The organism is Halohasta litorea (assembly GCF_024494645.1).
GTDB lineage: Archaea > Halobacteriota > Halobacteria > Halobacteriales > Haloferacaceae > Halohasta > Halohasta litorea.
Genome location: NZ_JANHDJ010000002.1, coordinates 201,251 through 224,854, shown reverse-complemented (window position 1 = coordinate 224,854; position 23,604 = coordinate 201,251). Strand labels below are relative to the sequence as shown.

Below are 23,604 nucleotides of genomic sequence, written 5' to 3'. Positions count from 1 at the left end.
AAAATTAAATATAATTACTCGTTTTCGGGTTCGTCCGTGTCCTCGTCCGATTGTTGTGAGTCCGGCGACGTGTCAGCATCAGGCTTGTCGGCCTCGTCGAGGGCCTGCTGTGAGCGGTCGAGTTCGTCTTTGATCGATTCGAGTTCGGATTCGACGTCGACCTCTGGTGGCTCGTCATCAGCCGCAGCATCGTCAGCCGACTGCTCGTCCTGCCCGTCGGCGGCCGCATCTGTCACGTCGATCATCACGCCACGGTCCCGAGAGGTCGAGTCGTCGTCCTGCCGACCGGTCTCGGTTCGGCGCTCCCGGTCGCGCTGCTCGCGGACCGTTCCTTCGGCATCCTGGAGCCGAGTTTCGATCTCGCCGGTCAGATTACGGGCGTCTTCGATCAGTCGACGCGATTCGGGATTCTCGGGGAGGTCGGCCTCAGAGAGCGCGGTCCGAAGCTCCGAGAGGGCTCCCGCCAGCTGGGTTCCGGCTTCGGCACCGACCCGATCGAGTCGGCTGCGGGCGGCCTCGCTTTCCTCGCGGACGGCCCGTTCGGGGTCGGCCAGCCGGAGGGTCCGGCGGAGCAGTTCGAGCGACTGGACGGTCGCCTCCAACAGGGCAATCACGGTCGGAATCGTATACTGCTCGGTAAACCGGAGCAGCTCGCCGAGACTCGGTGGTTTGGGTGGGCCACGGCGGCGCTCCGACCGGAGTTCCTGACGGAGCTCAGTGAGTGTCGACTCCAACTCGTCGAGACGCTCCTCCAGCTCGTCGCGGTCCCGCGGCCGATCACGAGAAGGGCTCATAGCCGCCTGTTGGACCGCGGGGAGAATAAGGGTGTGGTAACGTTCGACGCTATCGCGACCGAGCACCCAGCCCAGCAGTCGACCCACAAGCCCGATCCGTCTTAGGCCAACCAAAACCTATATGAGTTTAGGCCCGCCTAACTCGTGACATGGAAGTAACGGACACACGCGAGCCGCGTCGGGGGGACGAGGAGACCGAGAGCGGGCCCTGTATCTCCGCGCTCAAATCCACCCCGGATCGAACCGTATTCACCGAAGAGGGCAACTGTGACGGCTGGATTGCGACCGATCTGATTGTCACGCTGTCGCGGTAGATCGCCGACTTCGTTCTCATCTCTCCAGGGACCGTTTTCCCTTCGTCGATACGATTATAAACTGGAAGTACTGCTGAGCGATCGTTACCACCAGGAGACCGAACCGGTATATTCGTTCACCATCTACGGTCGACATCGACTGGAAGTGCCAGCGGGGCCCTTGCAGCGTGGTTCGCATGATTCCACCGGAAACCTACCTCCAGTTCCATACCGTCGCCATGCTGCCACCGATTGCGGGGCTGGCCCTGCTGGCGTGGCTCCGCCCCACCGACCACGGGCGAAGCGGCGTCGTCAGCGGTCTTGCCATCATCACGGCACTGGCAGTGGTGTACACGCTGCCGTGGGACAGCTACCTCATCAAACGCGGCGTCTGGAGCTACGGCGAGGGCGTCGTCGCCGGGCGACTCTGGCACGTGCCGATCGGTGAGGTGCTATTTTTCGGCCTCCAACCGATCCTGACTGCACTGTGGCTCAGCCGACTGTCGATCCCGACCGATCAACCGCTCGCACTGTCGGCCCGCCAGCGCGCGATGGGCGTCGGCACGGGTCTCGGGCTCGGTGTCGTGGGAGGTCTGTTGCTACCCAGTGAATCGACGTTCTACCTCGGGGCAATTTTGGCGTGGGCCGCGCCGATCCTCGCCCTCCAGTGGGGGTTCGGCTGGACACAGCTCTGGGGAGCCCGCAGAGCGGTTGCACTGGCGGTCGGACTGCCGACGGTCTATCTGTGGATCGTCGATCGGACGGCCATCTCGCTGGGGCTGTGGACGATTGCCCCCGAGACGACCATCGGTATCGCCCCCGTCGGTCTACCGATCGAGGAGGCGGTCTTCTTCCTCGTGACGAACCTCTTCGTCGTCCAGGGGTTGGTGCTCTACTGGTGGTTGCTCGATAGATGGAGAGAGTGGTCGGGATGAACAGCCGAGTGGGGAGCCACGAGTCGACGCGGGAGCGAACCGTCTTCCGGCTCGCGTTTCTCGGGCCGTGGATCGCTCTCGCGTCGACCGCGGCTGCCGTACTCGTCTTCGGAGCCCCCTCACGAGAGGTCCAACTGCTGCCGTTCGCCGTGAGCATCGTCCTCTTCGGCCTGCCGCACGGTGCGGTCGACCACCTCACGCTGCCGTGGGCCTACGACGAGCCGCCGACCCGGCGGTGGCTGGCGATCGTCGGGGGGCTCTACCTCCTCGTCGGCCTCGCGTACGCGATGATCTGGTTTGTTGCACCCATCGCCGCCTTCGCCCTGTTCATCCTCATCACATGGTTCCACTGGGGCCAAGGTGAGCTCCATCCGCTCGTCGAACTGGTCGATCCGACCCACCTCCGGACGCGGACGGCGCGGGCACTGACGGTCGCCGCCCGCGGCGCGCTGCCGATGGTGGTTCCGCTCGTGGCGTTTCCCGAGGAGTATCGCTGGGTCGCCGCCCGGCTCGTCGGGCTGTTCGGGACGGTCGATCTCGCCGCCCTCGATCCCGTTTTTTCGCCGGTGGGTCGCGGGGCCGCTGCCGCGGTCGTCGCCACGCTGCTCGTCGCCTCGCTCGCCGTCGGCTATCGGAGCGGCGAGGGCCGCGAGTCGTGGCTGGTCGACTCCGGGGAGCTCGTCTTTTTAAGCGCGTACTTCCTCGTCGTGCCGCCGATCCTCGCCATCGGGATGTTCTTCCCGTGTTGGCACTCGGTGCGCCACATCACGCGGCTGCTGTTGCTCGATGATGCCGCGGCTGCCCGCCTCGACGAGGGTGAGCTCTGGAGCGCACTCGCTCGGTTCGGTCGACTGGCCACGCCGCTGACCGTCGGTGCACTCCTCGTCTTCGGCGGGCTGGCACTGGCGGTGCCCGTCGACCCAGGCTCCGGGCCGGATCTCTTCGCGGTGTATTTGGTCGGCATTGCCGTGGTGACCGCGCCGCACGTCGTCGTCGTAACGTGGCTTGATCTCACCGACGGCGTCTGGCAGCCAGTCCGGAGGGGTGAGCACTGATGAAGCTCGGGTTTGGGTCCCAGTTGTCGGAGCCGACTGTTATCTGCCATTTCGAGACTGATCCCGAGGGGTTGGCCCGAGTGCTGTGACGTATTCGAGACCGCATCGGGATCTCACTCGGGATACCGCACCGACCGTGCCATGCCAGTGTCCATATGATAGAGGTGGTGACAGTGGAACAACCACTGTCCAGGATTCTCTGCAATGAAGTCAACCGTCACCGAGCCCATATGGCCGGGGACCGTAACCGTATCTTTCAGTGCGTTGCCGACCCTGAAATGATGGCCGTGGAGATGCATCGGATGGCGCATCGGGCTCTGATTACGCATGCGGAACCGGACGTGCTCGCCGGATTCGATCCGGATCGAATCGGCATCCGGATACGCCTGACCGTTGATCGTCCACTCGTCGCCCCCCATTGGCCCGCCTGAGAGCGTGAGGTCGATCGTTCGATCCGGTCGCCCTTGGTATGGGTCTAACGACGCGACCGAATCGAGATCCGAGAGGCGGAGCTGTCGGGGCCCGATCGACCCCGTCGAAAGCTCTCCACCGGAGGCGTCGTAATCGAGCACTGCCAACCCAGCCGGAGTTGTCGAACCGACAGGGCTGACCCGAATCGGCCACCGACCCGGCGAGGTGGCCTCGACGACGACATCGTACCGTTCTCCCATCCCGAGTTCCAGCGTGTCGACGGCCACGGGGTCGACGGCTGGGCCATCGGAGTGAGTGACAACGAGTTCGTGGTCATCGATCCCGACTTCGTAGGTGGTTGCTGCAGCCGCATTGATAAGCCGAAGTCGGATTCGGTCGCCCTCGGCGACGTCGACGTGTGTCGGTTCTGTCGGGGGCTGTCCATTTACCAGTGTGCCGTCTGCGGGTGGCGCTTCCGGGAATCCGCCACCGCCCATCCCGCCCATTCCACCCATGCCACCCCTTCGACTGTTTGCGTATTCGACTCGGGGCTCCGCCGACCGGTAATCATCGAGGACGAGTGTTGCCTCAGTATCGTACTCGACATGGGGTTCTCGTTCTTCGACAATCAGCGGGCCGAGCAGTTCCCGGTCCAACTGGAGCCCCACGTGGCTGTGATACCAGTGTGTGCCAGCCGGTTCCGCATCGAACTCGTAGACGAACTCCTCACCCGGTTCGATCGGTGGCTGCGTGAGTCCTGGAACCCCATCCATCGCATTGTCGCCGTCGACTGCCATGCCGTGCCAGTGAACAGTCGTCTCCGCAGGGAGGTCGTTCTCGACGACAACGCGTACGCGTTCACCCTCGGTTGCACGGAGTTCGGGACCCGGATACTGGCCGTTGTAGGTCCACCCGTCGTGGGTTTCGGTCTCGGATACCGCGATAGTGCTCTCGGTTGCAGTCAGGCGATAGGTCCGGTCCGGATCACCATACTCCGGCTCCGGAAAGCCGTCGCTCGACTGTAGACTGCCGCCGAGATCGGTCCCTATGCAGCCCGCCAGGAGCGCGCCACTCGTGAGAGCGCCAGTTTTGAGTACGCGACGCCGGGTGAGCCGGTCAGAGAGGTTCGTCATGATGTGTGTGATTGCGGTACGCTGGGATCGTTCATCTCGACTCTTCGAGTTGTTTCCGTCGCTGTTCGAACTCCTCGTCGGTGAGTTCACCGCGGGCGTAGCGCTCCCGCAGCACCGAGAGCGGTCGTGTTTCGGTCTCGGTAGCAGATCGATCCAGGAGCGCGTAGACGATATAAACCGGGATGGCGACCAGGAGCCCCATCCAGAGAAGGCCCCAGAGGCCCATCCCGACGCCGAAGAGACCCCACCCCCCGCCCATCATACCGCCGCCATAGCCGCCAGCCTGAGCGGCTGCCGTGCTTGGTACTGCGACCAGGAGCGGAATCGCAACCATCGCGGTTCGACGAGCCGTTCGCCCGATGATGTCGGTGTCGTGTGTCATTGTGATCGTGTGTTCGTGGGTCATGTTTTGAAGCCGGTCCAACGGTGCGAACCGAATCGTGAGCTTAGCAACCGTATCCTTGCCCGTTCAGTCCGGTCGGTGTGTGATTGTCCTCCGGCGGATCGTGGGGCAGTTCATCGACGGTCACGCCCATGTGCGATTCCATCTCATCGATAGCATCCAGACCCATCTGATCGGTCATGTGGTCGTTCATCCAGCCCGCCCAGCCCGTCGTGTCACCTTCGGTTACTATCCCGTCTGCTGTCGTCCCGTGGGTTGGGTCGCCACCGTGTGCGCTGACCACCGGGGCTGTAACCGCGAGTCCGACGATCGCAAACGCCACGAGCAGCCACCATCCGAGGGTTCTGTTGGTCATTGTCCTTGGCCTCATGTCGTCCTATGGGGGTGTAGGGGTTATCTCCGTGGGTGTGAATCCATCCATGAGACCGCTCGAAAACGTTTCTAACCATCGCTAATCGTTTTTCTCTACGCCGACCGTTCATGCCTGCTGAATTCGACGAGCAGACTGTTCGAGAGGGAGGGCAATCAGTTAGCGAGAAAACAGCCGCTCGGCGAGCAGTTCGATCCCGTCGAGCAGCCGCGGGCTCGGCTGATTCAAAAGCGAGTCGTCGACGACGTGGACCGTGGCATCGAGTTCCCACCCTCGGTCGGCGAGGCGGTCTGGCGAGACCTGATCTCCGGTGCCGCAGATGTGGAGGACGGCGTGGTCGGGGTCGGCCGCCGCGACGGTTTCGCGGTCGACTTCCTGTGAACGATCGCCGGGATCGACGAAGGGATAGCGACCCCCGGCTGCCTCGACCGCGTCGGGCACCCAGTTGCCGGCGGCCATCGGTGGGTCGGACCACTCCTCGCAGTAGACGACCGGCCGCGCTTGGTCGTGGTCGGAGTCGGCGAGGGCTCGCTCGACGCGCTCGTCGACCGCCGCCAGTCGGCGCTCGGCGTCGGCCCGGAGGTCGGCCCCTGCCTCGGGACAGCCGACAGCGTCGGCCAGCGACTCGAAGCCCGCGAGTACGTCATCGAGTCGGCCGGGTTCGTGGTGGTGGAGGCTGTATCCTCGGTCGCGGAGTTCGTCGCGGATCTCCTCCTGGAGCCCGTCGCTGGTGCAGACGAGATCCGGCGAGAGGTCGGCGAGCGTCTCGTAGTCGGGGTTCAGCCAGCCGCCGACAGTGGGGCGGTCGAGTTCGCAATGGGCCGTGACACCGACGACTTGGTCTTCGACGCCGAGAGCCGCCAGTGTGGCGGTCGCACTCGGTGCCAGTGAGACGATACGGGAACTGGACATAGGTCGACTCGATGCTACATGGTTGAAAACAACGCGGTCGACACCGTGACAGTGTCCATGACAAGCCAGGAGTTATCACAGTTATGACCACAAACTATCAGGGTCGTTCCCTGCAGTCGGCGGCGTTCGCGCGGCTCTCCGTTCAATACCAAACTGCTTAAGTAATATTCTGTCTTCCTATTGGCAACGACCGTTCCCGTGTTTTTATCCAGTATGACGGGAGCGATTAGCACACAATGAGTGAACGAACGTTTACCTCGACCAGCCGCTCACGGTCCCGAGAGCGGCAAGGAACTGCCTCCGAAACCGAATCCGAGACCGAAAACGAAAGCGACACGCTCCAGTGTCCCGAATGCAGCGGCAACGTCATCACCGACGACGAACACGGCGAAACCGTCTGTGACGACTGTGGCCTCGTAATCACCGAGGACTCAGTCGACCGTGGTCCCGAGTGGCGCGCCTTCGACAGCGCCGAAAAAGACCAGAAATCCCGTGTCGGTGCGCCGACCACCAACACGATGCACGACAAGGGGCTGTCGACCAACATCGACTGGCGGAACAAGGACGCCTACGGTCGCTCGCTGGGCGCACGCCAGCGCCAGAAGATGCAGCGACTCCGCAAATGGAACGAGCGGTTCCGTACCCGCGACAGCAAGGAGCGCAACCTCAAGCAGGCCCTCGGCGAAATCGACCGGATGGCCAGTGCCCTTGGGCTGCCGGACAACGTCCGGGAGACCGCCTCGGTCATCTACCGCCGGGCACTCAACGAGGATCTGCTGCCGGGCCGCTCCATCGAGGGCGTCTCGACGTCGTGTGTCTACGCCGCCGCGCGAATGGCTGGCGTCCCCCGCAGCCTCGACGAGATCGCCGACGTCTCGCGGGTCGAAAAAAGCGAGATCGCCCGGACCTACCGCTACGTCGTCCGCGAGCTCTCCCTTGAGGTCCGCCCGGCCGACCCAGAGCAGTACGTTCCCCGGTTCGCCTCCTCCCTGGAACTCTCGGAGGAATCGGAGATGCGTGCCAAACAGCTGCTGAAGAATGCCAAAGAACAGGGCGTCCACAGCGGCAAATCGCCGGTCGGCCTCGCGGCCGCCGCCGTCTACGCCGCCGCGCTGCTGACCAACGAGAAGACCACCCAAGCCGCAGTCTCGGAGGTCGCCGACATCTCCGAAGTCACGATCCGCAACCGGTACCACGAGCTGCTCGAAGCCGAAGAAGAGATGCTCGTTTAGATCCGGTCTACGTCCGCACTCGCTTCCGTCCCCTCGTCCGGTTCGTTTTCACTCCCAGCCACATCCGGAGATCCATCGCGGGTGTCGATCTCGAAGCGCGCGCCGCCGGTCTCGCCGTTCGTCACAGTGATCGACCAGCCGTGGGCGTCGACGATCTCGGAGACGATACTCAGGCCGAAACCGGTGCCCTGCCGTGAGGTCGTATAGCCCGACTCGAAGATTTCGTGGTGTTTGTCGTCGGGAATCCCGGGGCCGTTGTCTTCGACGTAGAAGCCACCCGCATCGAGCGGCCCCACCGAGATGGTGACGTCCTCGCCGCCGTGTTCGACCGCATTGCGAAAGAGGTTCTCGAACAGTTGTTGGAGCCGGTCGCGGTCGGCATCGAGTTCACTGTCGCCGTCGACGACGAGTTCGGCGTCGGCAACGTCGACCATCTCCCAGCAGGAGCGGACGACGTCGGCCAGCGAGACACGGTCAGTTTCGTCGATCGGTTTTCCCTGTCGGGCCAGCGAGAGCAGGTCTTCGATGAGCTCTTCCATCCGGTCGAGAGCGGTTTTCACGGTGTCGAGCGGTTCGTCCTCGCCGGTCTCGCGGGCGAGGTCGATGTTTCCCTGAGCGATGTTGAGCGGGTTCCGCAGGTCGTGGGAGACCATCCCGGTGAACTGTTCGAGGCGAGCGTTTTGGTCTTCGAGCTCTAGGCGGTAGCGTTCCTGTTCGGTGACGTCCTTCAACAGGATGAGCTGGCCGAGTTTGGCCTTGCCGGTCGAAAACTGGTTCGCCGAGACGCTGTAGTAGTGGGTCTCGCCGCTCAGTGTACACTCCAGGGGCTCGTCGGTCGTGAGGCCGACTGCGACCTTCGGGGCGACACTCGAAAGCTCCTCGTCGATGGCGTCACCGAGTTCGGGAAACAGCGCCAAAGCGGCCTGGTTGTAGTCCCGAATCTCGCCTTCGTCATCGACGACGATCACCGGATCGTCGTACTGGCCAGCCAGTTGGATCGTCTCGAACTGTTCGATATAGATGAACAGGACGCCGACGGCGAAGATCGCCACCCCGATCGACGAGTAGGACACGTCGAGAAACGTCGAACTGACGAAGCCAACGATATCCAGGACGACCGGTAACGCAGTCAGCCCGACCAGTACCGCAAACGGCCGGGTATCGTAGTCGACCTGGACGAACAGTTCGAACAGCATGAAGATCCCCACGACCGCGAGCGCATAGGCCAGCCCCATCACCGCCCAGTGGAGCGCCCCGTGCTCGATCAGCAGGTGGGGAAACGGTGTCTCGACGGACCGCACAGAGAAGTACAGCCCGTGGAGCGGGTTAGTGAGTTTCACCGCGACGATCGAGAGATAGGTGCCGACGGCGGCCCGCTGGTAGGTCGGGTTCCGATGGAGCGTTCTACCGGTGTAGGCCGAACAGAAATACAGCCATGGCCCGACGGTACTCAGCCCGACGACGAGCCCTGCAATATAAAAGCCGTACTGGAGACTCGGGGTCGGCGCGGCCAGATAGCCGACGTGAAAGGCCGCCCACAGCCCGCTTGTCACGAGCAGCGCGACGATTCCTCTGCGCGTGTCGTCGTTCGATATCTCCATAGCCCGACCGATGCTTCCGAAACAGGCGACCGCGGCGGCTCCGAAGACGAACAGATAGATCTCGAACAGGTAGGAGTGGGTAACCAGAGTCCCCTGACCGAGCGACAACATATCAATCATAGTATTATAACTTCGCTTAGTAACCCAACACCAACAGTAGCCGCCTCGGAGGGATAAACGTACCTTTCGATCTGATAGTCACCCAACCGGAACGGCCGCTACGGCCAGACGACCACGGCGACTGCGACGAGCCCCGACAGTCCCAAGAGGACGCTACTCCAGAGCGTGACATCGCGGGCGAACCGTCTGGGGCCAGCCGTCGACAGGCCGACCTTCACGAGGACGCTTGCGCCGGTCGCAAGCAGGATCGCCACCACGGTCTCGGGCGAATCGATCGTTCCGGACCGAAACAGCAACACTGCCGAGGTCGTCACGCCCGCAGAGGAAACCAACCCCGAGACGAGCGCGCTGACGTAGAGCCCGGCGGTGCCGAACGTCGCCTGTGCGACCGTGCTCCCGGCGAGGATGAAGAGGAACACCGAGCCAAAGGCCAGCGCATTACGGAGCGAAAACGGGCTGGCGAACTCCATGTCGACCTGTTGGTCCCAGTCGGCGATCAGCCATGCGACGAGGAAACTCCCGACCACGAGGACGCCGAGCGGGGCGACCACATCGTAAAGGACGGAGCCCGCCGAGACGGTGAAGGCGACCGCGATACCGAGGTTCCGGAGGGCCATCGCGGCGTTGGCCAACAGCACTGCTGCGACGCCGTACTGAACGGCTTCGGCCTCCTGTTGGACGTGGTCGAGCATCGCGCCGACGACCGCCGCCGAGGAGGCCAACCCGCCGAAGAAGCCGGTCACTGCGATACCTCGTCCGCCGTAGGTCCGGACCAGCGCGTAGTTGACGATCCCGATCCCTGCGACCGTGACGACCATCAGCCACGCGATCCGCGGCTCGAAGGGGACTGGTCCGACCTCCAGGACACCCACCGGAAGCAGCGGATAGACGACGAACGCGAGGATGGCGAACTCGATGGCCGACTGGAGCTCTTCGCGTGAGAGCCCGCCCGCGATCCCGTGGAGTTCGCGTTTGAGCACCAGCAGCGTCGACGAGAGGATGGCGACTGTGACGCCTTCCAGGACGAACCCCGAGGCGACCAACACGCCGACGCCGTAGCTGACGAAAAGCGAGACGGCAGTCGTCAGCGACAGCGAGGCGGGCGAGCGATCCGGGAGGAGCCCAAGTGCCCCGATCAACAGCGTCTGTGAGATGACGAACAGCCCCCCGACAGCAAGCAGGAGCGATCCGTACGGCGTTTCGGTGGCGACAATTGTGAACACCGCACCGAGCAGGCTGGTCAACGAGAAGGTGCGGATTCCGGCGGGTTTGTCGGACCATTCGCGTTCGAGGCCGAGAAAGAGCCCGAGGGCTGCGGCCATCGCCAGCTGGACCACCGGCTCGTCGAAGGAGACTCCGAAAAACGTCCCCGTCTGGAGGAGTACCCCAACCATTCTCGACCGTTGGACCGCCAGCGGTTTGAACACACCGCCGACAGCGGTTGGCCACTACGCCGACAGCGAGTCAACATCTCTGGTCACTGCGCCGACATCGAGTCAGTATCCTTTTTCACCTATCCCGTTGGACGCTAGTTATGTCGATTCAATCGACGCTCCGCCAGCATCCCGTCTGGGTGCTCGTCGGGATCGCCCTCCTCGGTGCGGTCGCCTACGTCGTCCAGGCGTTTATCGGGACGCTCGTCTTCGGGCTGTTCCTCTACTATGCGACCCGGCCGGTGTACAACCGGATCGAGGGCCGGATCGGCGAGCCGAGTGTCGCCGCGGGCATCTCGATTTTCGCCCTCGCACTCCCTGCCCTCGCGCTGGTGGGCTACGCACTGTTGATCGTCTTCCGACAGCTCAACGACCTCACCCAGTCGACGGCGCTCGACCCCGAGGATTTCGGCCTCGATCCGACGACCTTCGACCGGCTCGCCGATCCGGCAACGCTCCTGTCGACCGATCTCACCCAGTTCATGAGCACCGAACTGGTGGGATCGGTGCTCGACTCGCTGACCTCCGCGGTCGAGACGCTGACCGTGCTGGCGATCGCGCTCATCAACCTGTTCGTGATGGTCGCACTCGCGTTCTACCTGCTGCGGGACGACCACCGGATCGCCGCGTGGCTCCTGGATGCCTTCGGCGAGAAAGGCACGCTGTTCCGGCGGTATCTCGTCGCCGTCGATCGAGACCTCAAGGATATTTTCTTCGGGAACATCCTCAACGCGGTGTTCACCGGTACGATCGGGGTGATCACCTACTCGCTGTTAAATATTGTCGCCCCAAGCGACGTGGCGATCCCGGCGGCGGCGCTGGTCGGCCTGCTGGCAGGCGTCGCGAGCCTCATTCCGGTCGTCGGCATGAAACTGGTGTATATTCCGGTCGGCATCTACATGGCAGTCCAGAGTCTCACGACGGCTGCAACCGAGAGCCTCTGGTTCGTCGCCGTCTTTTTTGTCGTGTCGCTGGTGATCGTCGACTCGATTCCGGATCTCGTCTTGCGGCCCTACGTCTCGGGGCAGAACGTCCACGTCGGCGCGCTAATGCTTGCCTACACGCTGGGGCCACTGCTGTTCGGCTGGTACGGGCTGTTCCTCATGCCCGTCCTGTTGGTGTTGGTGCTTCAGTTCGCCAGAATCGTCCTGCCGGACCTCCTCGCGGCCGACGAGCCCCCAACGATACCACTAGTCGGAACGCCGCTTCGTGTGCCAGATGCAGTCGAGACGACCGACGACCAGCCACCGGCCGGGCCAGCCGAGTCGGCAGAATAACCCCGTCTCCCTCGGCCGTCAGGCCGGAAGGTACTGTTCTTCCCAGTCCGAGCGGGCGTCGATCTCCCGGCGGCCGCGTCGGGTCATCGTATAGAAGTTGGTGCGGCGGTCCTGTTGGCCCTTCTCGACGAGCCCCTTGTCGACGAGCGTGTCGAGGTTCGGATACAGCCGCCCGTGGTGGATCTCCTTTTCGTAGTAGTCTTCGAGCTCCTCTTTGATCGCCAGCCCGTGTGGCTCCTCCAGCCCCGCGATGACGTAGAGCAGATCACGTTGGAATCCGGTTAAGTCGTACATCGGTAATATCCGATTTCAGGTTATTCTCTAAAATAAATAAATTTACCGACCTGACACCGAACGTAGTTGCCACTCGGGACGTTTTCCGGCAGGATTTGCGGTCGACTGCGGGTGTATCCGGACAACAGACCATTGTCACAGCAACCATCGATGGGATTGGTCCCGTGACAATCATTTATAATCTAGCCGACCCTTTAGGAAGATATGCCCGAAGAAGTACTATTCAAATCGGAGTCGACACAGTCCCGCCAAGAGATCGCCGACTACCTGCGAGCGGTCGCCGACAAGCTCTCGGCTGGCGAGGCGGTGACGCTGTCGGCTGGCAGCGAGAACGTGACCCTCGAGGTACCGGACCGACCGACCTTCGAGGTCAAGGCCGAACGCGAAACGGACAAGGGTGGTCGAAACCCCGAGAAATCGCTCGAACTCGAAATCGAGTGGGACGAAAACGGCTCGTCAGCAGGCAAAAGCGGGTCGCTCAGTATCGAGTAGCCGACCGATCACAGCGCCGTCGCTCTTTGTTTGGCGTCGTTTGAAAAGGGGAACGTAAGCGACACAAATTGTGCGCATCCGTTCCGTTGTGGTCCCCGCTGACGCTTCGGCCCTCCAAAGCGAAGCGTCATCCTGTATTCGTTGCCACATGCTTATAAATATGTTCATGAAGATATCACAGTTGATACCAGATTGTCACATCGGCTGTCGTGTTGACCCGCTGACGACGAACGGTTTTTCGGGCTACCGGCTCAACCCAGCCTATGAAAATACGGGGAACACGGGAGTGTCAGTCCTGTGAGACACAGTGGTCCTACTACGAGACTGGGAGCATCACCTGCCCGAACTGCGGGGCGATGCGAAGCGTCGGCGTCGACGAGGCCCGACGAACTCACACGGATTCGCCAGCCGAACTCGATCTGGAGCCGGTACGGCGAACGCTGGCGACCGAGCCGCTCGACCACGTCGTCGACGACCTCAAAGAGCGACTCCGAACCTACACCCGCAAGCGCGGATTTATAAACGGCGGCGAGCTGCAGCCGCTCGACAACCGGTATCTCGCCGCCAGAGAGCTGCTCCACGCCGCGGATCTCGCCGCCCGAAGCCACGGACCGAGCGAGGCCGAGGAGCTGTACGTCCTCGAACTGCTGGGCGGGGCGGAATCCGGCGAGTGGCCGCCGGAGACCGACCTCCCCGACTCGCTTTCGGCCGCCAGAGGGTTGGCAGTCGCCGACGCGGTCGCGGCCTACCGCCGGGATCTGCGGACGTGGCTTGAAGACCATCCCGACCCCGAAGCCGCCAAAACCCTCGGCACACTCCGAGACCAACTCAAACGTGCTGAGGCCCTCCAGGGGGAGATCCCGGCCGACACCGCCGATCAACTGGTCGCGGCGACCCGCGAAATCGGCGACCACCTCCGCGGCGACGACGACGCGCTGCCGTCGGCCCGTGACCGACTGAAGCGACTGGGCTGAGCCGACAGCGACGACCCCCGGCGTCGAAAACACCAAATCGGTCGGCTGTGTTCGGTGCGGTATGCCCGAGCCGTTCGACGTTCACGACCACAGACACGAGATGAAACAGCTGAAAGACACGGGCAAAACGGGGCTCTACGACAACCGGAAGGACGTCCCGTGTCCGGTCTGTAGCGACGTATTCGACCGGCTGTTCCTCACGAAAAAACGCGGAACGACGTTCCCCGAAAACGACGGCGCGCGTTTCTGTCTGTTGAACCAAGAGGACGCACTCTATCTGTTTCGGCACTGAGGCCGACTGTTCTTAGGGGAGTTCGATGTCGACGCCAGCCTGTTCGCCTGCGGCTTTGACGGTATTGTACAGGAGCATTGCACGGGTCATCGGACCGACACCGCCGGGGACCGGCGTGATCGCACCCGCGACCTCCTCGGCACTCTCGTAGTCGACATCGCCCACGAGCGCGTAGCCTTTGTCGGTGTCCGCATCCACGCGGTTGACACCCACGTCGATGACCGTCGCTCCCTCCTGGAGCATCGACCCATCGATAAACTCCGGGACGCCCGCGGCGGCAACGACGATATCGGCGTCGCCTGTCTTCGCAGCGAGATCGTCCGTGCGGGAGTGACAGACCGTCGTCGTGGCGTTGCCCTGCGGGGCCTTCTGAATGAGGAGGTTCGCCAGCGGTTTGCCGACGATATCCGACCGGCCGACGACCACCGCGTCCGCGCCCTCGGTTTCGATCTCGTAGTACTCCAGGAGCTTCTGGACGCCGTGGGGGGTACAGGGTTTGAATCGGGCGTCGCCAGCGACGAGGCGGCCGACGTTCTCGGGATGGAAGCCGTCGACGTCCTTGGCGGGGTCGATCGCACGGATGACCTCGCGTTTGTCGACGTGATCGGGGACCGGCAACTGGACGAGAATACCGTGGACCTCGGGGTCGTTGTTGAGATCGTCGATCGTCTCGAACAGTTCCTCGGCAGGGGCCTCTGGGTCGATCTCGACGTGGATGCCATTAATTCCGACCTCCTCGCAGTCGCGTTGTTTCATCGAGACGTAGGTCTCGCTGGCGGCGTCGTCGCTCATCAGGACGGTGGCGAGTCCAGGAGTCACGCCCTCGGCTTCGAGGCTCTCGACACAGCCGGTGATCTCCTCGCGGATGTCGCTGGCGACGGCCTTGCCGTCGATAATCTCGGTCATTAGGCGATAGACGGCGGGCAATCGGCAAAAGGATTCGGAAGCCAATTGGACCTGGGGGTGGCTGAGTCCGTGAGGAATCAGCGGGCCCCGACTGGTCGCAAATCGGGGTGAGGACTCACCCGAATACGAGAGAGGCGGTGCCGACTGCAAACAGCAGCAGCCCGGAACTGACGACGATGATCGCAGCGCCCCAGTTGGCGACTCGGTAGGCAACCGAGTGCTCCAGATCGTATTCTGCCCTCGTCTTTGCGAGGACGTTCCTGAGCCCGAGGACGAGGGCCAGTGCCCCTCCAAGAATGATGACACCGAAGGGGGCTACCTCGGAGCCCACAGGACTCTCAGAGAGGACAACACTGATACCGATTGTGAGACACCCACACAGTGCCAGTCCGTAGCCAACGATGTGGAAGTTCCTGTGTTCCATCAGTTCGTTGTCTCGACATGAGAGCCACAGCGATTATGTATCTGCCGAAGGTGTCTGAGTCGGACCGACGCTGGACTCTCATCGGATCGAAAACGGACGACCGGTGGAAACAATCGAAACAGCGACAACTACGGTTGGGGCTCTATGAGCTATTCGTACAGCGGATGCTCGTCGCAGAGTTCGTCGACGCGCTCGCTGACCTCGGCAATGACCGCCTCGTCGTCGTGGTTGTCGACGACCTTGTAGATCAGATCGCCGACCTCGGCGATGGCCTCCTCGTCGAAGCCGCGCGTGGTGAGCGCGGGGGTTCCGGCGCGGATGCCACTAGGGTTGAACGGCGAGCGCGTCTCGCCCGGCACCGTGTTCGCGTTCAGCACGATGCCAGCCTCGGCCAGCGCGTCCTCGGCGTCGCCGCCCGGCAGATCCGGGTGCGATTCGCGGAGGTCCACGAGGACGAGGTGCGTGTCGGTGCCGCCGGAGACGACCTCGAAGCCGTGGTCGGCGAAGGTGTCGGAAAGCACCTCGGCGTTGTCGACGACCTGCTGGGCGTACTCCTCGAACTCTGGCTCTAAGGCCTCGCCGAAGCCGACGGCTTTGCCTGCGATGTTGTGCATGAGCGGGCCGCCCTGGCCACCGGGGAAGACGGCGTTGTCGATGTCGTCGGCGTGTTCCTCGCTCGTCATCACGATCCCACCACGACCCGCACGGATCGTTTTGTGGGTCGAGCCAGTGACGAAGTCGGCGACGCCGACCGGCGAGCGGTGGGCACCCGCGGCGACGAGGCCGGTGATGTGGGCGATGTCGGCGAGGTGGTAGGCTCCGACGTCGTCGGCGACGTCCTGGATCGTCTCCCACTCGACCTCACGCGGGTAGGCGGAGTAGCCCGAGACGATCATGTCGGGCTCGAACTCGTCGGCCATCTCGGCGAGGCCCTCGTAGTCGATGTAGCCCGTCTCGGGATCGACCTCGTACTGTTCGACCTCGTAGAACTGGCCGACGAAGTTGGCGGGGTGGCCGTGGCTCAGGTGGCCGCCATGGGTCAAGTCCAGCGAGAGGATCTTGTCGCCCGGTTCGAGGGTCGCAAAGTAGACCGACTGGTTGGCCTGGGTGCCGGAGTGGGGCTGGACGTTGACGTGTTCGGCACCCCAGAGTTCCTTGGCGCGGTCGATGGCGAGCTGTTCGATGTCGTCGGCGTACTCACACCCCGCATAATAGCGCTTGCCGGGGTAACCCTCGGCATACTTGTTGGTGAGCGCGCTTCCCTGTGCCTCAAGCACGGCTTTGCTGACGTGGTTCTCGCTGGCGATCATCGCCAGCGTCCCTTCCTGCCGGGAATCCTCGCCTTCGAGGGCGTCTGCGACCGCCGGGTCGACCGACCGCACCTGCTCGTAGTTCATAGTTACAACGGGACCGCTCTTCCAATAAATGGTTCGTTAGGCGTCGGCTAACCCGTCGAACTGCTCGGCGGCCGTCCGGGTGCCTTTGGCGATCACGATGTCACCACCCCGGAGTTCGGCATCCGCATCGGCGACCAGAATCCAGCCGTCGCCGGGTCGACGGATCGCAATGACCGACATGGTCACGTCGGCGTCCGGCACGCCCTCGCTGACTGCGGTGCCGTCGAGATCGCTCCCGGCGGCGACCGCGAGTCGGGTGATGATCTCGTCGCTCTCCTGGACGGCCAACTGAACCACGGGGTGGACCTCGATCTCCCGGAGGACGCCCTCGCTGATGTCGACGGCGGCGTCGCTGATCACTTCGGTGCTGGTGCCGAGATGGATGAGGCCGCGGAGCGTCACGGGGTCGGCAGCGTCGGCGGCGGCCTGCAGCACCCACGCCTCGAATCTGGATTCCAGCGCGTCGACTTCGACTTCGAGGTTGCTGACCTCTTCGGCGAGTTCGGCGTCATCGAACAGCACGCTGCTGTAGGCGAGATCGACTGCGAGCTCCGAGAGGTTCTTCATGTGGAGGATGGTATCGACCGCGCGTTCGAGATCCTCGATCCTGGCGGCATCCGGGAGCTGTGGGTCGTAGGGTCTCCCGGAGAGCGTCTCGTAGACGTCACCTATCTCGGATTCGGGCCCGCGGAGAAACGCGATGTCTTCGCCGTGAATCTCGGTGGTGGGGCCGGGGTTGAGCAGCCAGTCGTCGCCCCGCCGGAGGGCGATCACGCGCACGCCGGTTTCGGATTCGAGATCGATCTCGCCGAGCGTCCGGTCGGCGTACGCCGACCGGTCGTCGATTACCCCCCGGACGAGCGTCTCGACGGCATCGGGAAGGGCCGCCCGCATCGCCTCGGGGAGGCCGATGTCTTCGAGGACGATCTTGGCGATATCGCCCGCCGCGTCGCTGATCTGATCGGTCGCGGTGACGATGCTCAACACGGGAGCCAGTGCCTCGGCGTCCGAGGGGCTCCGGGCGGCCATCAGCAGGCTCATCTGGGCCCGGATCTCCAGGACGTCCATCGTGTGTTCGAGCCGGAGCACTTCGGCGGCGAGCTCCTCGTTGCGGTGGAGGACTGCCGAGTAGGCGAGATCGATCAACAGCTCGGCGGTGTCTTTCATCTCGACGAGCAGGTCTTTGACGCTCACTGGTTCGTATTCGACCGGCGTCGACGATGTCTCACCTGCTGGCAGGTCCATACAGAGAACGACTCCGTCCGGCTACAAAAGCGTTCAGTGCTCTCGGTCGGCTACCGACTGTACCGATCCTCGAACCGTCTGATAGCGTCGTCAGTTCCGGCGATGATGACCTCGTCGTCGTCGGTGAACGTGAACCGCTGGGGGTCGAAGTCGGTGATCGTCTCGCCGTCACGCTCGATCGCGATCACTGTGCTCCCGGTCTCGGTGCGGAGCCGTTCGGCCGCGAGCGTGGTGCCAGCCAACCCGCCAGCGGGGAGTCGAACGACACTGACCTGTTTGCTGTAGGCCAACACCTCCTCGTCCTCGAAGACGGTGTCGGCCAGCATTCGGCCGCTGATAGCCGCCAGCGACTGGACGTAGTCCGCGCCCGCCCGGTAGAGTTTGTCGACGCTGGCCCGCTCGTTGGCCCGGACGAGGATTTTGAGTTCGGGGTGTAACTCGCGGGCGATCAGCGTCGCAAGGATCGCCGTCGTATCGTCGCTAACGGTCAACACCAGCGCGTCGGCGGTCTCGATCCCCGCAGCCGCCAGCACCTCGGGCTCCCGGGCGTCGCCGACAGTGTCGACCGCTCCGCTCGGTTCGATATCCAGGACGGTCACCTCGGTGCCCGCCTCTCGCAAGGGAGCTGCCGCGGCCGCCCCCGAGTCGCCATAGCCAGCTAACACTACTCGCGGCGTGGTGAACTCACGGACCGTGGCAGCAGTCGCCGCCTGAAGCTCCTCGACCTGTGTCGGCTCGCCGGTGACCAACAGCCGGGTTCCGGGGACGAGTGTGTCGTCCCGACCGACCGGCGTCACGAACTCGCCGCCGAACCACGCCCCGATCACGGTGATGCCGAACCGCTCGCGGAGCCGCGCCTCCTCGAACCGCTGGCTGTCGAACTCGCTTTCGTCGTCGATCGTGAGCTCGATCAGTTCGAGATCGTCGCCGATGGGGATACCGGACTCGATCTCGGTGGTGACCGTCGTGGGGATCTGTGCGGCGAGGCTCTCGCCGAGCAGCTGGCGGGGCGACAACACCGCGTCGACGCCAGCCGCCAGATGGTAGCGGCGGAGTGACGCATCCGAAACAAGCGTAATGACCCGAACCTCGGGAGCGACATCATGGGCCGACAGCGCGATGCTCGCGTTGGTATCGTCACCCCCATCGGCGACGACCGCGACCGCCTCGCCAATCTGTGCGTTAGTCAGGACGTCTGTCGACTCCGGGTCGCCGTGGATAACCCGGTAGCCGCTCTCGTGGAGTTCGGTGGCGGTCTCGATGTCGGGTTCGACGAGCACGTAGGGCTGATCGCGGGCGTCGAGCTCACTTATAAAAGTCTCCGTCCGCGAGGTGTGGGCACAGACGACGACGTGGCCGGTGATCTCGGGAGCGACCTCGGGGACCGTCGGCGAGAGCGTATCCCGGAGCCACGGGACGGCGAAGATGTCGACCGCGGTCAGGATGAGCCCGATCCCGGCGAACTGCATCAAAATCACGAGGAAATTCATCTGGGGACTCGACCACCCCGCGTCCTCGCCGTATCCCGTCGTCGTAAAGCTCTGGACCACGACTTCGAGCGACCGATACAGCGGCTGTGGACGACCCTCCCAGACGGCCATCCCGGTATTATAAACGACCGTGAACAGCAGCGTCGTCACGATCACCAGGAGGAAATAAAAGCCGGTGCGACGCGTTGGAGCCCGCATATACGTGCCTCTCGTCGCCCGGTCTTAGTTTCTCGGCTAGACCGGAGCCACAGGCTCCCCGGCGGCCACCCTGCACCGAAGCAGATAACCTGCGGCAGTCGGAAACCGGTGTATGGACTACCACGAGGCGGCAGACTTTCTCTTCGATCTCCGCCGTTTTGCGGTTCGCCCCGGCACCGAGTCGACCGCGGCCCTCCGGGCGGCACTCGGCGATCCCGGCGATGACCTCCCGTTCGTCCAGATCGCTGGCTCGAACGGCAAGGGCAGTACGGCAAAAATGGTCGAATCGATCCTCAGAGAAAGCGGTCTGTCGGTCGGCCTCTACACGTCGCCGCATCTCTCCTCGCTGGACGAACGTATCCAGGTCGACGGGCGGCCGATCACCGCCAGTGCGATCACCGAGTTCATCGAGCGCACGAAACCGTGGCTGGTCGACCGCGCGGCCAACGGCGAGCCGCTGACGTTCTTCGAGGTGGTGACGATGATGGGGGTCTGGTATTTCGACCGCGAGGACGTCGACGTTGCGGTTCTGGAGGTCGGCCTCGGTGGCGAGTACGACGCGACGAGTGTGGTCGACCCAGTGGCGAGCTGCGTGACGACGGTCACCCTCGAACACACCGACGTCCTCGGCGACACGATCCAGGAGATCGCCACGACGAAAGCCAAGGTCACCCCCGAGGGTGAGACGCCACTGGTCACCGGCGCGACCGGCGAGGCCCGCGAGGCCATCCGGGCCGAGGCAGGCGACCTCCTGACAGTCGGGACGGGAGACGGTGAGGCCGCCGACTGCACAGTGAGCTACGAGGGGCGGGTCAACCACACCGAAGCCAGCGCCCGGATCGATCTCCCCGCGGTCGACCGTGGCCCGTGGGCTCCGCTCGACGCGGACACACTCGATGTGAGGCTCCCCCTACTCGGCGAACACCAGGCGCTCAACGCGGGGATCGCCACGACGCTGGCCGGACAGGTCGTCGGCTCGTTCGACGACACCGACGCAGTCGACTTCGATGCCGAGACCATCGGCCGCGGGCTCCGCAACGCCCACTGGCCGGGGCGCTTCGAGGTCATGGGCGAGGAGCCGCTTGTCGTCCTGGACGGTGCGCACAATCCCGAGGCGACCGCGACGCTGGCCGAGACGCTCTCGACGTTCGAGTACGACGACCTCCATCTCGTCTTCGGCGCAATGGGCGACAAGAGCTATGTCGAGATGGCCGAGACGCTGCCGGTCCCCGACTCCGTGGTCACCTGTCGGCCCGACCACCACCGCGCCGAGGACCCCGACGTGTTGGCTCGCGTGTTCGAAAAGACAGGTGCGGACGACGTGACCGCGGGCTCGTCGGTCGACGAGGCCTTCGACACAGCCCGCGAGCGCACCGACCCCGAGGACTGTCTGCTCGTCTGTGGCTCGCTGTTCGCGGTCGGCGAGGCTCGGACAACGCTGACCCGGCGGGCCGTTCCCAAGCAGGTCGACGACACCGAAACGGCCCGCGACGTGCTGTCGAACGCTCACGTCACCGACTGTGAGACCGACACCGAGTCCGAGCGGGCGGTCCACCGAGTCGTCTCGATGCAGGTCGAAGGCCGACAGGCGACGATCCTCGACCGGGAACTCCGATCCCTCGGCGGGAGCTGTGGCACTTCCGGCGTCACCGCGGCGGGCGAACTCCACGATGTCGTCCTCATGGGAACGCTCGCCCAGTTCCGCCAACTGACCGCCACCCTCGACAGCCAGCCGTTCGGCCTTTCGGGGATCGCCGACGAGATCCGCAGGCAGGTTGGGCTTATAAACGATACTGGCGGGGGAGCCGACTCCCACCAGTATCCATGGGACGAGAGAACTGCCGTCATGGGGATTCTCAATGTCACTCCCGACAGTTTCCACGACGGCGGGGACTTCTTCGACCGCGAGGCCGCCATCGACGGCGCGAAAGCGTTGGTCGAGGAGGGGGCGGATATCATCGATATCGGCGGCGAAAGCACCCGGCCGGGGGCCGATCCGGTCGGCGTCGACGAGGAGATCGACCGCGTGGTGCCGGTGATCGAGGCCGTCTCCGACCTCGATGTACAGATTTCGGTCGACACCCGAAAGGCGGCGGTCGCTGAAGCCGCTCTCGACGCCGGGGCGGACATTCTCAACGACGTGGCTGGTCTCGAAGACCCCGCGATGCGATTCTTGGCCGCCGACCGCGAGGTGCCGGTGATCGTCATGCACTCGATCGACACCCCCGTCGTTCCCGACCGGGATGTGGACTACGAGGACGTGGTCGAAGACGTGATTCGATCGCTCAACGAGCGGGTGCTGTTGGCCGAAAAGGCCGGGATTCCCCGCGAGCGCATCATCGTCGACCCCGGCCTCGGCTTCGGCAAAACCGCCGCCGAGAGCTTCGAACTCCTCGGCCGCCTCGATGAGTTCCGGGCACTTGGCTGTCCGATCCTGATCGGCCACTCCCACAAATCGATGTTCGACCACGTCGACCCAACCGACGACAGACTGGAGGCCACCGTCGCCGCGACCGCGCTGGCGGCCGGTCGGGGGGCCGATATCGTCCGGGTTCACGATGTCGCCGAGAACCGGACGGCGGTCGGTGTCCAGGAGGCCACCGACGACCCACGGAGCGAGTGACCGATGGCAGGACACTACGAAGCAGTCACCGCCTACCCCGAGGGGACGAGCACCGTCAGCCGCTACGCCAAAACCGCTGCGAGCCAGGGCTACGACGGGCTCGTCGTCCGAACGCGGGGTGCCGAGTACGACGCTGCGGCCATCGGCGACCGCTACGACGTCGACATCGTCGCCGGGATCGAGGTCGACGCCGAGAGCCCCGACAGTGTTTCCGGCTCGATCGGCAACTTCCGCGGGGAGTGTACCCTGCTTTCGGTCCGCGGTGGGACCAACGCCGTCAACCGGTATGCAGTCGAGCAGGACCGAATCGACGTTCTCACGGGCCCGATGGCCGGAAACGGTGATTTCAATCACGTGCTCGCGCGGGCAGCCGAAACCCATGGCGTCCGGGTAGAGTTCGATTTCGGCCCGGTGCTCCGATCCAGCGGCGGCCAGCGCGTCCAAGCACTGCGGGGACTCCGCAAACTCCGCGAGCTGGTCGAGCAGTACGACACCCCCTACGTCGTCAGCGCGAACGCGACCAGTCACTTCGGCCTTCGCGCGCCGCGGGAACTGATCGCCCTCGGCGAGCAGATCGGGTTTTCCGCGGAACAGGTCGAAACCGGCCTCGCCGAGTGGGGACGGCTCGCCGCACGAAACCGCGAGCGAACCGACGAATCGTTCATTGCGCCGGGGGTCAAACGGGGGAAACATGAAGAAGACGGGTGAGGCACACGCCGCCCGGTTCACCGCGACGGCGGCGAGCTACGACGACAGGCAGCCCGAGTATTATGACCGTTGGCTCGTCGACCGTGATCAATCCGAAAACACCTCGTTATGAAGCACCTACCAAAACACATCCGGCCGCGGTGGCGGTATCTCGCGGTCGAGATCGAGTCGACGCCCGACGCCGAGATCGACCGCGGGGCGTTCCAGCGGGAGCTGTGGTACGCCGCGGGGAACCTGCTGGGCGATCCGGGGAGCGCCGACGCCGATCTGACCGTCTACAGCTTCGCCTTCGAGGACGGCACCGGCGAGACGATCATCCGGGTACGCCGGGGCGAAACCGATCCCGCACGGGCGGCAGTGGCCTGTGTCGACGCGGTCGACGGCGAGCCGGTCGGCCTCAGCGTACTGGGGATTTCGGGGACGGTACGTGCCTGTGAGGAAAGGTATTTAGGACGCCGGACCGGAGGATTCGACCAGAGACACGTGGCGTTCGCGGACGCCGATCGGCCTGCGTTTTCGCGTGATGACGCAGTCGAGGTTTCGATGCCGACGGGGTTCGTGAGTGCGACGGAACTCGATTTCGAGTGACACA

The 23,604-nt window shown here is 64.0% G+C and carries 25 protein-coding genes; 12 read left to right on the top strand and 13 right to left on the bottom strand.

The features are described from left to right. Window positions 1-14 precede the first annotated feature (14 nt). The gene (locus NO877_RS05970; protein ID WP_256395411.1) at window positions 15-794 is read right to left on the bottom strand and encodes a DUF7547 family protein; all 780 of its coding nucleotides are present in this window, start codon (window positions 792-794) and stop codon (window positions 15-17) included. A gap of 149 nt (window positions 795-943) precedes the next feature. Between NO877_RS05970 and NO877_RS05965 the strand changes: the two genes are divergently transcribed. The 3 genes from NO877_RS05965 to NO877_RS05955 all read left to right on the top strand — a co-directional run bounded on the left by NO877_RS05965 (window position 944) and on the right by NO877_RS05955 (window position 3,077). Further along, the gene (locus tag NO877_RS05965; protein ID WP_256395410.1) at window positions 944-1,108 is read left to right on the top strand and encodes a hypothetical protein; all 165 of its coding nucleotides are present in this window, start codon (window positions 944-946) and stop codon (window positions 1,106-1,108) included. 176 nt (window positions 1,109-1,284) lie between these two features. After that, complete coding sequence (locus NO877_RS05960; RefSeq protein WP_256395409.1) at window positions 1,285-2,022, top strand: lycopene cyclase domain-containing protein; 738 nt, start codon at window positions 1,285-1,287, stop codon at window positions 2,020-2,022. Further along, window positions 2,001-3,077: a Brp/Blh family beta-carotene 15,15'-dioxygenase gene (locus NO877_RS05955; protein ID WP_256395408.1), complete on the top strand. Its 1,077-nt coding sequence runs from the start codon at window positions 2,001-2,003 to the stop codon at window positions 3,075-3,077. Before NO877_RS05960 ends, NO877_RS05955 begins: the two co-directional genes overlap by 22 nt. 113 nt (window positions 3,078-3,190) lie before the next feature. On the opposite strand, the gene NO877_RS05950 is transcribed toward NO877_RS05955, so the two are convergent. From NO877_RS05950 to NO877_RS05935, 4 genes are all read right to left on the bottom strand, one after another. Further along, the gene (locus NO877_RS05950) at window positions 3,191-4,621 is read right to left on the bottom strand and encodes a multicopper oxidase family protein (RefSeq protein WP_256395407.1); all 1,431 of its coding nucleotides are present in this window, start codon (window positions 4,619-4,621) and stop codon (window positions 3,191-3,193) included. 31 nt (window positions 4,622-4,652) lie between these two features. After that, the gene (locus NO877_RS05945) at window positions 4,653-5,003 is read right to left on the bottom strand and encodes an SHOCT domain-containing protein (RefSeq protein WP_256395406.1); all 351 of its coding nucleotides are present in this window, start codon (window positions 5,001-5,003) and stop codon (window positions 4,653-4,655) included. Window positions 5,004-5,067: 64 nt separating this feature from the next. After that, on the bottom strand, window positions 5,068-5,379 hold the full coding sequence (locus NO877_RS05940; protein WP_256395405.1) for a hypothetical protein: 312 nt from the start codon (window positions 5,377-5,379) through the stop codon (window positions 5,068-5,070). A gap of 174 nt (window positions 5,380-5,553) precedes the next feature. After that, window positions 5,554-6,306 carry a helical backbone metal receptor gene (locus NO877_RS05935; protein WP_256395404.1) on the bottom strand — a complete coding sequence of 251 codons (753 nt, stop codon included), beginning with the start codon at window positions 6,304-6,306 and terminating at the stop codon, window positions 5,554-5,556. Window positions 6,307-6,542: 236 nt separating this feature from the next. Here NO877_RS05935 and NO877_RS05930 point away from each other — a divergent pair, with 236 nt between their 5' ends. Next, on the top strand, window positions 6,543-7,538 hold the full coding sequence (locus tag NO877_RS05930) for a transcription initiation factor IIB (protein ID WP_256395403.1): 996 nt from the start codon (window positions 6,543-6,545) through the stop codon (window positions 7,536-7,538). Here the strand turns inward: NO877_RS05930 and NO877_RS05925 are convergent. Continuing rightward, entirely contained in the window at window positions 7,535-9,250 is a 1,716-nt protein-coding gene (locus NO877_RS05925; protein WP_256395402.1) for a sensor histidine kinase, read from the bottom strand. The genes NO877_RS05930 and NO877_RS05925 overlap by 4 nt on opposite strands. A gap of 107 nt (window positions 9,251-9,357) precedes the next feature. After that, entirely contained in the window at window positions 9,358-10,653 is a 1,296-nt protein-coding gene (locus NO877_RS05920) for an MgtC/SapB family protein (RefSeq protein WP_256395401.1), read from the bottom strand. A gap of 140 nt (window positions 10,654-10,793) precedes the next feature. Between NO877_RS05920 and NO877_RS05915 the strand changes: the two genes are divergently transcribed. Beyond that, complete coding sequence (locus NO877_RS05915) at window positions 10,794-11,969, top strand: AI-2E family transporter (protein WP_256395400.1); 1,176 nt, start codon at window positions 10,794-10,796, stop codon at window positions 11,967-11,969. A gap of 18 nt (window positions 11,970-11,987) precedes the next feature. On the opposite strand, the gene NO877_RS05910 is transcribed toward NO877_RS05915, so the two are convergent. Beyond that, on the bottom strand, window positions 11,988-12,263 hold the full coding sequence (locus NO877_RS05910) for a PadR family transcriptional regulator (protein WP_256395399.1): 276 nt from the start codon (window positions 12,261-12,263) through the stop codon (window positions 11,988-11,990). A gap of 204 nt (window positions 12,264-12,467) precedes the next feature. On the opposite strand from NO877_RS05910, the gene NO877_RS05905 reads away from it, so the two are divergent. The 3 genes from NO877_RS05905 (at window position 12,468) to NO877_RS05895 (ending at window position 14,021) form a co-directional block, all read left to right on the top strand. Further along, complete coding sequence (locus NO877_RS05905) at window positions 12,468-12,755, top strand: amphi-Trp domain-containing protein (RefSeq protein ID WP_256395398.1); 288 nt, start codon at window positions 12,468-12,470, stop codon at window positions 12,753-12,755. A gap of 263 nt (window positions 12,756-13,018) precedes the next feature. Next, a complete protein-coding gene (locus tag NO877_RS05900; protein ID WP_256395397.1) occupies window positions 13,019-13,729 on the top strand; it encodes a DUF7117 family protein in 711 nt (236 codons plus the stop codon). Between the two features lie 61 nt (window positions 13,730-13,790). Continuing rightward, complete coding sequence (locus tag NO877_RS05895; RefSeq protein WP_256395396.1) at window positions 13,791-14,021, top strand: DUF7385 family protein; 231 nt, start codon at window positions 13,791-13,793, stop codon at window positions 14,019-14,021. 12 nt (window positions 14,022-14,033) lie between these two features. Here NO877_RS05895 and NO877_RS05890 read toward each other — a convergent pair whose 3' ends face one another. The 5 genes from NO877_RS05890 to NO877_RS05870 all read right to left on the bottom strand — a co-directional run bounded on the left by NO877_RS05890 (window position 14,034) and on the right by NO877_RS05870 (window position 19,681). Continuing rightward, window positions 14,034-14,927, bottom strand: coding sequence for a bifunctional methylenetetrahydrofolate dehydrogenase/methenyltetrahydrofolate cyclohydrolase (locus NO877_RS05890; RefSeq protein WP_256395395.1), 894 nt, complete (start codon window positions 14,925-14,927; stop codon window positions 14,034-14,036). Window positions 14,928-15,042: 115 nt separating this feature from the next. After that, window positions 15,043-15,351, bottom strand: coding sequence for a hypothetical protein (locus NO877_RS05885; protein WP_256395394.1), 309 nt, complete (start codon window positions 15,349-15,351; stop codon window positions 15,043-15,045). 149 nt (window positions 15,352-15,500) lie between these two features. Further along, window positions 15,501-16,748: a serine hydroxymethyltransferase gene (gene glyA / locus NO877_RS05880; protein WP_256395393.1), complete on the bottom strand. Its 1,248-nt coding sequence runs from the start codon at window positions 16,746-16,748 to the stop codon at window positions 15,501-15,503. 36 nt (window positions 16,749-16,784) lie between these two features. After that, a complete protein-coding gene (locus tag NO877_RS05875; RefSeq protein ID WP_256395392.1) occupies window positions 16,785-17,993 on the bottom strand; it encodes a potassium channel family protein in 1,209 nt (402 codons plus the stop codon). Between the two features lie 50 nt (window positions 17,994-18,043). After that, window positions 18,044-19,681 carry a potassium channel family protein gene (locus tag NO877_RS05870; RefSeq protein WP_256395391.1) on the bottom strand — a complete coding sequence of 546 codons (1,638 nt, stop codon included), beginning with the start codon at window positions 19,679-19,681 and terminating at the stop codon, window positions 18,044-18,046. Between the two features lie 112 nt (window positions 19,682-19,793). Between NO877_RS05870 and folP the strand changes: the two genes are divergently transcribed. From folP to NO877_RS05850, 4 genes are read left to right on the top strand one after another with little or no spacing between them, the layout of a single operon-like run. Continuing rightward, on the top strand, window positions 19,794-22,304 hold the full coding sequence (gene folP, locus NO877_RS05865) for a dihydropteroate synthase (RefSeq protein ID WP_256395390.1): 2,511 nt from the start codon (window positions 19,794-19,796) through the stop codon (window positions 22,302-22,304). A 3-nt stretch (window positions 22,305-22,307) separates the two neighbouring features. Continuing rightward, complete coding sequence (locus NO877_RS05860) at window positions 22,308-23,012, top strand: RNase P subunit p30 family protein (RefSeq protein ID WP_256395389.1); 705 nt, start codon at window positions 22,308-22,310, stop codon at window positions 23,010-23,012. Continuing rightward, a complete protein-coding gene (locus NO877_RS05855; RefSeq protein ID WP_256395388.1) occupies window positions 22,996-23,124 on the top strand; it encodes a hypothetical protein in 129 nt (42 codons plus the stop codon). The genes NO877_RS05860 and NO877_RS05855 overlap by 17 nt, the downstream gene beginning before the upstream one ends. Continuing rightward, complete coding sequence (locus NO877_RS05850; RefSeq protein ID WP_256395387.1) at window positions 23,121-23,600, top strand: Rpp14/Pop5 family protein; 480 nt, start codon at window positions 23,121-23,123, stop codon at window positions 23,598-23,600. Before NO877_RS05855 ends, NO877_RS05850 begins: the two co-directional genes overlap by 4 nt. The last annotated feature ends 4 nt before the right edge of the window (window positions 23,601-23,604 follow it).